Annotated in this window: 13 protein-coding genes and 1 pseudogene; 13 read left to right on the top strand and 1 reads right to left on the bottom strand. The window is 37.0% G+C overall.

Annotated elements, in window-relative coordinates:
• The first annotated feature begins 227 nt into the window (after positions 1-227).
• From qoxA to arsC, 13 genes and pseudogenes are all read left to right on the top strand, one after another.
• Complete coding sequence (gene qoxA, locus CD112_RS11035) at positions 228-1,340, top strand: cytochrome aa3 quinol oxidase subunit II (protein ID WP_002480489.1); 1,113 nt, start codon at positions 228-230, stop codon at positions 1,338-1,340.
• A complete protein-coding gene (gene qoxB / locus CD112_RS11030) occupies positions 1,340-3,322 on the top strand; it encodes a cytochrome aa3 quinol oxidase subunit I (RefSeq protein ID WP_002480488.1) in 1,983 nt (660 codons plus the stop codon). Before qoxA ends, qoxB begins: the two co-directional genes overlap by 1 nt.
• A complete protein-coding gene (gene qoxC, locus CD112_RS11025; protein ID WP_002480487.1) occupies positions 3,315-3,917 on the top strand; it encodes a cytochrome aa3 quinol oxidase subunit III in 603 nt (200 codons plus the stop codon). The genes qoxB and qoxC overlap by 8 nt, the downstream gene beginning before the upstream one ends.
• Positions 3,914-4,204: a cytochrome aa3 quinol oxidase subunit IV gene (gene qoxD, locus CD112_RS11020; RefSeq protein WP_002480486.1), complete on the top strand. Its 291-nt coding sequence runs from the start codon at positions 3,914-3,916 to the stop codon at positions 4,202-4,204. The genes qoxC and qoxD overlap by 4 nt, the downstream gene beginning before the upstream one ends.
• Before the next feature lie 144 nt (positions 4,205-4,348).
• The gene (gene rihC, locus CD112_RS11015; protein WP_002480484.1) at positions 4,349-5,257 is read left to right on the top strand and encodes a ribonucleoside hydrolase RihC; all 909 of its coding nucleotides are present in this window, start codon (positions 4,349-4,351) and stop codon (positions 5,255-5,257) included.
• 81 nt (positions 5,258-5,338) lie between these two features.
• Positions 5,339-6,088, top strand: coding sequence for a DeoR/GlpR family DNA-binding transcription regulator (locus tag CD112_RS11010; RefSeq protein WP_103364324.1), 750 nt, complete (start codon positions 5,339-5,341; stop codon positions 6,086-6,088).
• A gap of 204 nt (positions 6,089-6,292) precedes the next feature.
• Positions 6,293-6,724 carry an RpiB/LacA/LacB family sugar-phosphate isomerase gene (locus CD112_RS11005; RefSeq protein WP_002480482.1) on the top strand — a complete coding sequence of 144 codons (432 nt, stop codon included), beginning with the start codon at positions 6,293-6,295 and terminating at the stop codon, positions 6,722-6,724.
• 17 nt (positions 6,725-6,741) lie between these two features.
• Positions 6,742-7,257: a galactose-6-phosphate isomerase subunit LacB gene (gene lacB, locus CD112_RS11000; protein ID WP_002480481.1), complete on the top strand. Its 516-nt coding sequence runs from the start codon at positions 6,742-6,744 to the stop codon at positions 7,255-7,257.
• Positions 7,257-8,204 (top strand): 1-phosphofructokinase family hexose kinase, encoded by a 948-nt coding sequence (locus tag CD112_RS10995; protein ID WP_103364323.1) that lies wholly within the window; start codon positions 7,257-7,259, stop codon positions 8,202-8,204. The genes lacB and CD112_RS10995 overlap by 1 nt, the downstream gene beginning before the upstream one ends.
• Positions 8,201-9,137: pseudogene (gene lacD, locus CD112_RS10990) on the top strand (tagatose-bisphosphate aldolase). Before CD112_RS10995 ends, lacD begins: the two are co-directional and overlap by 4 nt.
• A 111-nt stretch (positions 9,138-9,248) precedes the next feature.
• On the top strand, positions 9,249-9,569 hold the full coding sequence (locus tag CD112_RS10985; RefSeq protein ID WP_023015961.1) for an ArsR/SmtB family transcription factor: 321 nt from the start codon (positions 9,249-9,251) through the stop codon (positions 9,567-9,569).
• The gene (arsB, locus tag CD112_RS10980; protein WP_103364322.1) at positions 9,566-10,855 is read left to right on the top strand and encodes an arsenite efflux transporter membrane subunit ArsB; all 1,290 of its coding nucleotides are present in this window, start codon (positions 9,566-9,568) and stop codon (positions 10,853-10,855) included. The genes CD112_RS10985 and arsB overlap by 4 nt, the downstream gene beginning before the upstream one ends.
• Positions 10,856-10,870: 15 nt before the next feature.
• Positions 10,871-11,272: an arsenate reductase (thioredoxin) gene (gene arsC, locus CD112_RS10975; RefSeq protein ID WP_103364321.1), complete on the top strand. Its 402-nt coding sequence runs from the start codon at positions 10,871-10,873 to the stop codon at positions 11,270-11,272.
• A 76-nt stretch (positions 11,273-11,348) separates the two neighbouring features.
• Here the strand turns inward: arsC and CD112_RS10970 are convergent.
• The coding region (locus CD112_RS10970; RefSeq protein WP_142380811.1) for a family 1 glycosylhydrolase at positions 11,349-12,242 on the bottom strand (894 nt) is incomplete at its 5' end.

Genomic DNA, 12,242 nt, shown 5'->3' with positions numbered 1-12,242 from the left:
AGCATTCTCAACTACAGTGCCCTTTTTTGTGCTTTCTGTCATTTTTGTCAGTATTCACAAAATGGACACATAAATTTAACAAATCTGTGAAAGCCCGTCAGGCCTAGTGTCTGTAAGGCTTTCTTTATTTTTATGTAAAAAAGTTGCGGATACCCACTTGTAAATATTGCATAATAAACTAAAATTATTGTTAAGCCCTACAATTGTAGTATTAGGAGGTCAATAAAGTGTCAAAAATTAAGTCTTTGCTTCTATTGTTCGGCTCACTGATTTTACTCAGTGGTTGTGAACATATGGAAGTACTTAACCCAAAAGGGCCAATGGCAAGCAGTTTAAAATGGCTGATCATTTATTCAATCATCTTTATGCTTGTTATTGTTGCGGTTGTATTTATTCTATTCGCTGTATTTGCTTACAAATACCGATACACAAATACAACACAATCAGGTAAAGTACATCACAGTGCTTTATTAGAAACTATTTGGTTCACCGTACCATTTATCATCTTACTTGCTTTGGCTATTCCAACAGTCAAAACACTTTATGAGTACGATGCACCGCCTGCAAAAGACAAAGACCCTGTCGTCGTTTATGCAACAAGCGCAGGTTTCAAATGGTTCTTTGCTTATCCAGAGCAAAAAATTGAAACAGTGAATCACATTACGATTCCAAAAGATCGTCCGATTGTATTCAAGTTGCAATCTATGGATACAATGACAAGTTTCTGGATTCCACAACTTGGCGGTCAAAAATATGCAATGACTGCAATGACAATGGAATGGACATTAGAAGCTGACCAAGAAGGTACGTTCCGTGGACGTAACTCAAACTTCAATGGTGAAGGTTTCGCTCGTCAAACATTCCCAGTACATGCAGTAAGCAACTCAGAATTCAACAAATGGGTAGAAAAAGCTAAGAAAGAACCTAAACTTTCTCAAGATACTTTCGATAAACAATTACTACCTACAACTAAGAATGAAGAGTTGACATTCAGTGGTACTCACATGGACTTCGTAGATCCAGCTGCTGACCCTGAATACATCTTCTACGCTTATAAACGTTTCCATTACACTCCAAAAGATCCAAACTTCTATGATGTAACTGAAGGCGTATTAAGCAAACCAGATTCAAAATATCCTGCTCGTAAATCTCAAATTACAAACGCTATGTATAAGAGACACGGTATGGATGCTATGATCTTACCTAACGACAAACCATATAATAATGAATTCAAGAAAGAAGAATCTCATAATATGGACGAAATGGAAAAAGCTCAAAAAGGCGCTAAAGATGAAAAAGCTGAAGAGCTTAACAAGAAAAATCATGGAGGTGAACATTAATGAATTTCCCATGGCATGAATTACTCGTTCAAGGTAACTGGATGATCACAATGGCACAAATTGGTGCGCCATTCCTAGTTATCGGGGTAATCGCAGTAATCACGTACTTTAAGTTATGGAAATATCTTTACAGAGAGTGGTTTACAACAATTGACCACAAGAAAATCGGATTAATGTATCTGATTTGTGCTGTATTAATGTTCGTCCGTGGTGGTATTGATGCAATTTTAATTCGTACGCAATTAACAATTCCGAACAATCCGTTCTTGGAATCAAACCACTATAACGAAATCTTTACAACACACGGTGTTATCATGATCATCTTCATGGCAATGCCATTCATTTTCGGTTTATGGAACGTAGTTGTACCTTTACAAATTGGTGCACGCGACGTTGCATTCCCTGTAATGAACAACATTAGCTTCTGGTTATTCTTCGGAGCAATGTTACTATTCAACATGTCATTCATCATTGGTGGTTCACCTGCTGCAGGTTGGACAAACTATGCACCACTTGCTGGTGAGTTCAGTCCAGGTCCTGGTGTTAACTACTACCTATTAGCTATTCAGCTTTCAGGTATCGGTACATTAATGACAGGTATTAACTTCTTCGTAACAATTTTACGAATGAAAACACCAACTATGAAATTTATGGAAATGCCAATGTTCACAGTAACAACTTTCGTTACAGCATTGATCATTATCCTAGTATTCCCTGTATTCACAGTTACATTAGCATTGATGACAATTGACCGTATCTTCGGTACTCAATTCTTCACAGTTGCTAATGGTGGTATGCCAATGCTTTGGGCTAACTTCTTCTGGGTTTGGGGGCACCCTGAGGTTTACATCGTTGTCCTTCCAGCATTCGGTATTTTCTCAGACGTTATTTCAACGTTCGCACGTAAACACTTATTCGGTCATAAGAGTATGATCTGGGCAACATCAGCAATCGCATTCTTGAGTTTCTTAGTATGGGTTCACCATTTCTTCACTATGGGTAATGGTCCTTTAATCAACTCATTCTTCTCAATCTCAACAATGTTAATCGCTGTGCCTACCGGTGTTAAAATATTCAACTGGTTAGCTACGCTATACCAAGGTCGAATTTCTTTCGAATCGCCAATGCTATTCTCATTAGCGTTCATCCCAACGTTCACAATCGGTGGGGTAACAGGGGTAATGTTAGCAATGGCTTCAACAGACTATCAGTACCATAATACGTACTTCTTAGTAGCCCACTTCCACTACACATTAGTTTGTGGTGTTGTGTTCGCTTGTTTAGCAGCACTTATCTTCTGGTATCCTAAGATGATGGGTTACAAATTGAATGAACGCTTGAACATTCCGTTCTTCTGGTTATTCGTAATCGGATTCAACGTATGTTTCATGCCACAATTCATTCTTGGTTTAGACGGTATGCCACGTCGTTTATACACTTACATGCCATCAGATGGTTGGTTCATGTTAAACGTAATTTCTACAATCGGTGCACTATTAATGTCAATCGGCTTCTTATTCTTAGTAGCTAACATTGTTTACAGTCACCTTAAATCACCACGTATCGCTTCAGGCGACTCATGGGGTATCGGACGTTCACTTGAGTGGAGTACAGCTTCATCAATTCCACCAGTGTACAACTTCGCAATCACTCCAGACTGGGATGATTTAGACACATTTGTAGATATGAAAAAACAAGGTCGTCATTACTTAGACAACCATAATTATAAAGATATCCACATGCCGAACAACACACCAGTTGGTTTCTTCATGGCTATCTTCTTAACTGTTGGTTGCTTCTTCTTAACATTCGAAACTATCGTACCAGCGATTATCTGCTTAATCGGTACATTAGGTACAATGATTTACAGAAGTTTCCAAGTCGACCATGGTTACTATATCCCAGCTTCTGAAGTAGCTGCTACTGAAGCAAAACTTCGTGAAGCTCGTGAAAAAGAACGGGAGGCTGAAAGTCATGCATGATACAAAAACAATTGATGCGCAATCGCATGAAGGTAATTTGAACAAGTTTGGCTTCTGGATCTTCCTAACAGCTGAATTCTCTTTATTCGGTACACTATTTGCGACGTTGCTTATCATGCAACACGGCGGTGATTACGCTGGTAAGTTAACAACTGATTTATTCGAAATGCCTTTAGTATTATTAATGACATTTGCGTTATTAATCAGTTCATATACATGTGGTATTTCAATTTATTACATGAGAAAAGAAAAGCAAAAACTAATGATGATCTGGATGATTATCACATTATTGCTTGGTATCTTATTCGTAGGTTTAGAAATTTACGAGTTCGCACACTATGCACACCAAGGTGTAACACCACAAATCGGTTCTTACTGGTCAAGTTTCTTCATCTTGTTAGGAACACACGGTGTCCACGTTTCGTTGGGTATCGGTTGGGTGATTTGTCTATTAATCCAAGTAGCAATGCGTGGACTTAATAAAGACAATGCGCCAAAATTATTTATCGTAAGTTTATACTGGCACTTCTTAGATGTTGTTTGGGTCTTCATCTTTACTGCAGTATACTTGATAGGGATGGTGTATAGCGGATGAATACAATAGCAAAACATACAGTTGGCTTTATTGCCTCAATTGTCTTGACACTATTAGCAGTATACGTGACGATTTACACATCTTTAGCACTTAACGCTAAGATTACAATTATCTTTGGATTTGCTTTCATCCAAGCTGCCCTTCAATTATTAATGTTCATGCATTTAACTGAAGGTAAAGATGGACGCACACAATTATTCAAAGTTATCTTCGCCATTATCATTACCCTAATTACTATTATCGGTTCTTATTGGGTTATGGTCGGCGGACACAGTGCTCATATGTAATATCATTATTTATATGATGCACAAAAAACTGGCTGGGGTTTCTCCCCTGCCAGTTTTTTTATACATAATTTTAGACTATTTTGCAGAAGGATTATAAAATATATAAGTAGCTTATTTTATTTTTAAAAGGAGGAAGAAAGAGATATGACAACCCCTATTATCATAGATACTGATCCAGGTATTGATGACGCAGCAGCTATTAGTATTGCGCTGAATCATCCTGAGATTGATGTGAAGATGATTACTACCGTACATGGTAATGTCAATATAGATAAAACTACACGAAACGCCCTACAACTCAAAGCATTCTTTGAAAGCGATGTTCCAGTACATCGTGGTGCAGTCGCACCTTTAATCAATGCACCGATTGATGCTTCTCACGTACATGGTGAAACAGGTATGGGTGGTTATGAACTTCCAGAACCCTCACCAGAATTACTTGCCTCTAATCGAGCTATAGAAGCTATGCGAGAAACTATTCTAGAATCTGATGAGCCCATTACACTTGTGCCAATTGGTCCTCTAACAAATATCGCTTTGCTTTTTAAAACGTATCCAGAAGTTAAATCTAATATCAAAGCGATTGTTTTAATGGGTGGCAGTGCTGGACGCGGTAATGTTACACCTGCTGCTGAATTTAATATCTACTGTGATCCTGAAGCTGCAGATATTGTCTTTAAAGCAGGTCTCCCTATCACAATGGTTGGACTTGATGTAGCAAGAGGTGCTAGTTTATCAAGTACTGCAATCAACGAGTTGAAATCTATTAATCAAACTACCCATATGTTGTATCATATGTTTAATCATTACCACGGCGATGAATTCGATACAGGCATTGCTGTATATGATGCTTATACCATGCTTTACCTACTGCATCCAGAACACTTTAAAACTGCAGATGCAGCAGTTGCGATTGAATTAAACGGCACTTACACACGCGGTGCTACTGTTGTGAATTACAATGCTCAAGAAAAGTCAGTAAACGTTGTTTTAGCAGTAGACAAAACTCGCTTTAAACAGCTGTTCTTTGAGGCACTCTCATATGCAAAATAAAACCAAATATGGTACATTCCCAATAAATTATTATGCTATAATAATGACGAAATCGAAAAAATATACAGGTTGTGAAATATAATGAATTTAAAAGAAGCGCGACATCAAAAAATACTATCCATCTTAAAAGAAAACGGAAGCGTCAGCGTCAGTTATTTATCTAATGATATGGACGTGGCTGCAATGACTATCCGACGTGATTTAAAAGAGCTTGAACATAAAGCCTTACTTGTACGTGTTCACGGTGGAGCTGTCTTACCTCATACCTTTTATAACGAGCTTGTAAATGAAGAAAAACAACAGCTGAATAGTGATAAAAAACGTATGATTGCTGAAAAAGCCAGCCGACTGATTCAAAATGAAGATACGGTATTTATTGGCTCAGGTACAACAAATGAAGCCATCTTCCCTTTCATTAAAGATATGCGTTTACATATCATTACCAATTCACTGTATATTTTCGAACAATATGAAGGCTTAGAACATATGGATATTGTTTTAATCGGTGGTCGTTATCGAAAGAAAACAGGTTCATTTATCGGACGTCTCGCAAATACAATGCTGGAGTCATTACATATTGATAAAGCATTTATTGGCGTCAATGGTATTAGCGATAATGATGCGACAACTGCGAATGAAGAAGAAGGAAAAGCCAATGAAATTATTTTGAACCAATCTTCGAAGAAATATCTTGTTTCGGACAGTTCAAAATTCAATACACGTGCTTTTTCAGTTTTCTATCAAATCGATCATTTAGATGCGATTATTACTGATAACGATATTTCGCAAACAATCAGAGAGAATTATCAAAACTATACTGATATCTTATAATTTAATACGAACATTAACGCACACGAAACGTGTGCGTTTTCTTTTTGTCTAATTATTGAAATATCCCCTCTTATCTTCTTATAAATTCCCTTTTATCAATAGATTTACTTATTTTTTACAATCTATCAAATTGACAAATTACCCCTTGAAGTGTATATTCTAGATAAGAACAAAATCAAACATTTTCGAACAGGAGGATTTATTATGTCTATTGTTATTCATAGTGATTCACAGTCAAAAGAATTAAAAGATTTCATTTTAGAATCTTTAGCAGATGCTGAGTACGAAATCGAGGACTTATCAGTAAACAGTAAAGCAACTAACATTGCTGAAATTACACTTGAGGTTACTAAATATGTCCAAGAACACGAAGGTACTAAAGCCATTGTCATCGACAAATACGGTATTGCACCTTTCAACTTTGCGAACAAACAAAAAAATATTATTGCAGCAACGGTTTCAGATGAGCAATCAGCAAAAATGACTCATAGACACAATAATACAAACGTTATCGTATTAGGTAGCGAAGTTGTAGGTAAATTAAACGCATTAAACTGCGTAAAAGCATTCTTAAAAGCAGGCTACGACGCTGGACGACACCAAATCAGAGTAGATATGTTGAATTCTTTATGTTAATAGGAGGATATTAAATTATGAAAATTGCTATTGGTTGTGACCATATTGTTACAAATATTAAAGCAGAAGTTGCTACTTATTTAAAAAATAACGGACATGAAGTTATTGATGTCGGTACTTATGACTATGTACGTACACACTACCCTATCTACGGTACACGTATCGGTCATTTAGTTGCTACAGGTGAAGTAGACTTTGGTGTTGCATTATGTGGTACTGGTGTAGGTATCAGTGCAAGTGCAACTAAAGTACCTGGAACTCGTGTTGCATTAGTTCGTGATGCAACAAGTGCACGTTTAGCAAGAAGCGAATACAACTGTAATGTCATCGCAGCTGGCGGTATGGTTACAGGTGTTGACTTAATCAAAAACATCGTTGATACATTTGCAGAAACAGAATATGAACCAACTCCAGAAAAAGAAGCGATCATCAAAGCAATGGATGAAACTTTAAAACCTGAAGATGTTCATTACACTCCAGATATGTTCGATGATTTCTTAACTAAATGGAATAACGGAGAATATCACGACTAATGACATTCAAACTATTAACCGTTACATTAAATCCTGCAATTGATATCAATTACCCATTAGAACACTTCGAAATCAATTCAGTTCAACGTGCAACCGAAGATTACAAATCAGCTGGCGGTAAAGGCATCAACGTAGCACGTGTTGCGAGTGAACTAGGAATTGATGTTACATGTACAGGAATTATCGGCGGTAAATTCGGCGAGTGGTTAACTAACAACTTAGATGAAACAAAAATCCAACATGATTTCACTGTTTCTCCAGCTTCAACTCGTTTATGTATCGCCGTTACAAGCGAAAATAGTCAAACTGAAATTCTAGAAAGCGGTGCATTGCAACCAGAAGAAATTCAAATCCGTTTCTTAGAACACTTCAATTCGATTATCTCTAACTTTGACTTAATTACGATTTCAGGCAGCTTACCTAAAGGCTTCCCTGAAGACTATTACGTCAAATTGTTAGAAGTCGCAAATGAACAGAATGTACCAGTTTGTTTAGATACTTCAGGACAAGTATTAAACTATACTGTTAATCATTCAAAACATTGCCCTCCTCTCTTAATCAAACCAAATGGTGAAGAGATCAAAGCAATTACTAATTCAGACAACATCGACTTAGCCAATCAATTATTAGACGAAAGCTTGGCGCATATTCCATATATCTTATTATCTTTAGGTAAAAATGGTGCATTACTACGTCATGAAGCACAAGTCTATAACGTTGATATTCCTAAAGTCGTTGCGATCAACCCAGTAGGTTCTGGAGATAGCAGTTTAGCTGGTTTCAGCTATGGCATCTCTAAAGACGCTTCTATCCAAGAATCAGCAACATACGCTATGGCTGCTGGTATTTCCAATGCATTAGAAGCACGAACTGGCCACATTGACTTAAATAACTTTGAGAAATTCAGTAATCAAATAACTATTGAAAAGGTGGAGCATTCATCATGACAAAATCAATTAAACCTTTATTAAATGACAAAAACTACATCGCTGCATTAGCAATCGACCAACGTGGCGCTTTAAAACGCTTATTAGGTGAAGATGCTAAAACAGAAGATTTAGAACAATTCAAAGTACATGTATCTGAAGAGTTAACACCATACGCTTCAAGTATCTTATTAGACCCTGAATATGGTCTTCCAGCAACTAAAGTTCGTGCTAAAAATGCTGGTTTATTATTAGCTTATGAAAAAACTGGTTACGATGCTTCAGAACCAGGACGTTTACCTGACTTATTAAATGTATGGTCTGTTAAACGTTTAAAAGAAGCTGGCGCAGATGCTGTTAAATTATTAGTTTATGTTGACATCGACGAAGACAAAGCAATCAACGATCAAAAAGAAGCTTTCGTTGAACGTGTTGGTGCTGAATGTGTAGCTGAAGGTTTACCATTATTCTTAGAAATCGTTTCTTATGACGCTAACAACGCAGACAGCGGTTCTGAAGAATATGCGAAAGTAAAAGCACACAAAGTAAACGAAGCAATGAAAAAAATACTCTGAACCTCGTTTCAACGTAGACGTATTAAAAGTAGAAGTTCCTGTAAACATGAACTATGTTGAAGGTTTCGGTGAAAAAGCATTATTCACTAAAGAAGAAGCTGCTCAAGCATTCAAAGAACAAGCTGCTTCAACTAACTTACCTTACATCTACTTAAGCGCAGGTGTATCTGCAGACCTATTCCAAAAAACTTTATACTTCGCTAAAGAATCTGGTTCTACATTCAATGGTGTATTATGTGGCCGTGCTACATGGAGAGGTGCTACTGACCACTTCTCAGAAGGCGAAGACGCTGTTGTAGAATGGTTCCGTACTGAAGGTAAAGCAAACATCGAAAGCTTAAACAAAGTATTAGATGAAACTGCTAACCCAGTTAAATAATAAATCGAATCACTATCTTGCCTAGCAACCAAAAGTTGCTAGGTTTTTTTATGTTTTCTATATAGACAGGTATCTATATAGTTGATACTCTATTAAAGAAAGGATGATTTAATGAACTATCAAACATTATCTACATACTTAAAAGCAATATCGAGCCCTATTCGCTTAGAAATACTCAATTTACTGTCTTGTGGTGAATTATGTGCTAATGATTTATTGACCTACTTTCAAGTGACACAACCTACCCTAAGTCATCATATGAAAGCTTTAATGGATAATCATTTAGTTAATAAACGCCAAGATGGTAATAAACATTACTATCATTTGAATACAGAAACCTATACTTCTCTCTTAGATCAACTCCATGATATAGGTACATCTCAACCTAGTTGTGCATGTCACAACATTCATAAAGGAGTAGAACGACTTTGACTTTTCTAGCCATTACGATTTTTATACTTACCTTAATCTTTGTGATATGGCAGCCTAAAGGGCTGGATATTGGCATTACAGCGCTTATAGGTGCTGTGCTTGCCTTGATCACTGGTGTTGTCACATTAAGCGATGTCGGTGAAGTGACACAGATTGTATGGAATGCGACACTCACATTCATCGCATTAATCATCATTTCTTTAATCTTAGATGAGATTGGTTTCTTTGAATGGGCAGCTTTACACATGGTAAAAGCATCACAAGGTAACGGGATTAAGATGTTTGTTTATATCATGTTATTAGGTGCTGTGGTTGCGGCACTTTTTGCCAATGATGGTGCAGCATTAATATTAACACCTATCGTTCTTGCGATGGTGCGACATTTGAACTTTAATCAACGTGTAATTTTTCCGTTCATTATCGCAAGTGGTTTTATTGCGGATGCGACTTCCCTACCGTTGGTCGTTAGCAACCTAGTCAATATTGTCTCTGCTGACTACTTTAATATTGGTTTTGTTGAGTATATGAAACATATGATGCTCCCTAACCTTTTTGCGCTTGTAGCCAGTATTATCGTGCTTTATCTATATTTTAAGAAAGCCATCCCAACACATTTCGATGATACAACACTCAAGTCACCCCGTAGTGCGATTAAAGATGATAAGTTATTTAAAATAGCTTGGATTGTGCTTTCAGTATTACTCATAGGTTATGTCATCAGCGAGTCATTAAATATTCCTGTATCATTCATCGCAGGCGTAGTTGCGTTAGCTTTCTTAGTACTCGCAAAAGGCTCTAAAGCTGTACACACAAAACAAGTTATTAAAGGCGCACCTTGGAACATTGTCTTATTTTCACTTGGTATGTATTTAGTTGTCTTCGGACTTAAAAATGTAGACATTACTGCGTTGTTAGGAAACATCATAGACAACTTCTCACAACATGGTTTATTGAGCGGTATTATGGGCATGGGCTTCTTATCAGCTGTCTTATCCGCAATTATGAACAATATGCCAACTGTCATGATTGATGCGATTGCGATTAATCAAGCACATGCCTCAGGTATCATCAAAGAAGGTTTAATTTATGCGAATGTGATCGGTTCTGATTTAGGGCCGAAAATGACCCCTATCGGTTCGCTCGCAACATTACTTTGGTTACATGTTCTAGCCCAAAAAGGCGTCAAAATCTCATGGGGTGTTTACTTTAAAACAGGTGTGATTGTGACATTACCTGTCCTATTCATCACACTTATCGGTCTATATCTCTCACTACTACTTAATTAGAAAAGAGGAACACATATGGATAAACCTATTATTTACTTTATTTGTACAGGCAATGCATGTCGCAGCCAAATGGCAGAAGGTTTCGGAAAAGTGATACTTGGAGACGACTGGACTGTTATGTCTGGGGGGATTGAAGCACATGGTGTGAATCCTCTTGCGGTTAAAGCGATGCAAGAAGTTAACATTGATATCAGCGATCAAACCTCTGATAAAATCGATATTGATTTATTAAACAAAGCCAAACTTGTTGTTACTTTATGCAATCATGCGGAGGCACATTGCCCTGTCGTCCCTAAGCATGTTAAAAAAGTACATTGGGGTTTTGAAGATCCTGCAGGCAAAGATTGGTCTGTTTTCCAACAAGTCAGAGACCAAATTGGTCAACGTATTCTGCAGTTTAAAGATACGAAGCAATAACTTTCAAACATATATTCTATACCAACTTATATAACAAAACCCCTCAGAATTTTCTGAGGGGTTTTGCCTTACTTATTTACTTTCCATAAATGTCGTCTGATAATTGTTTATACCATTTCGCACTGTCTTTAACATAACGTTTTTGAGTTTCGAAATCGATATAGAATAAACCATAACGTTTATTGTAGCCGTTTGACCAGCTGAACATATCTTGTAGTGACCAGATGAAGTAACCTTTAACGTTGATACCGTCTGCGTATGCACGTTCGATTGCTTCAATATGTTGTCTTACATAGTCAATACGTTCGTCATCATGTACTTCACCGTTATCTTCAAGTACATCTTTGTAGCCTAGGCCGTTTTCAGTAACATAGATTTTTTTGTAGTTAGGATAGTCGTTTTTAATACGTTCCATCATGTCATATAGACCTTCTGGATAAATGTACCAATCCCAGTCATTTGTAGGGATTGCTTCATTTTTAACAACTTCTCCGATACCTTTAACACGGAAGACAGAAGTTCCTTTATCGCCTGTACCATTATGGTGAATATAGCTTTCTTCATTATGGTATTTGATCCAGTTACTTTGGTAATAGTTAATACCTAAGAAGTCAAGTTGTGGTGCAGCTTTACGGATTTCTTCTAGTTCTTCTTCGCGAATATCTAATTGTTCGAATTCTTCACCTAAGATTTCTCTTACTACAGTTAATTTAGCTGGAGTATAGTAACCTAGGAATGTTCCGTCTAACATGAAACCATTCATAAAGATATCATGTTTGTAAGCAGCGATTTGGTTTAATGGTTGATCATCGATGCTGTAGAATTGTGTTAATGCGTGAACTAAACCAATTTCACCTTCATAACCTTTTGATTTAAATAAGTTTACAATGCGGCTATGTGCAGCGATTTGGTTATGTTGTGCTTGTAAACATTTTAAAGTGTTGTACTGTTCACCAGGAGGGAAAGCACC

Origin of the sequence: Staphylococcus simulans (genome assembly GCF_002902285.1) — a bacterium.
Classification (GTDB): Bacteria; Bacillota; Bacilli; order Staphylococcales; family Staphylococcaceae; genus Staphylococcus; species Staphylococcus simulans.
This window is presented reverse-complemented; position numbering and strand designations above follow the sequence as displayed.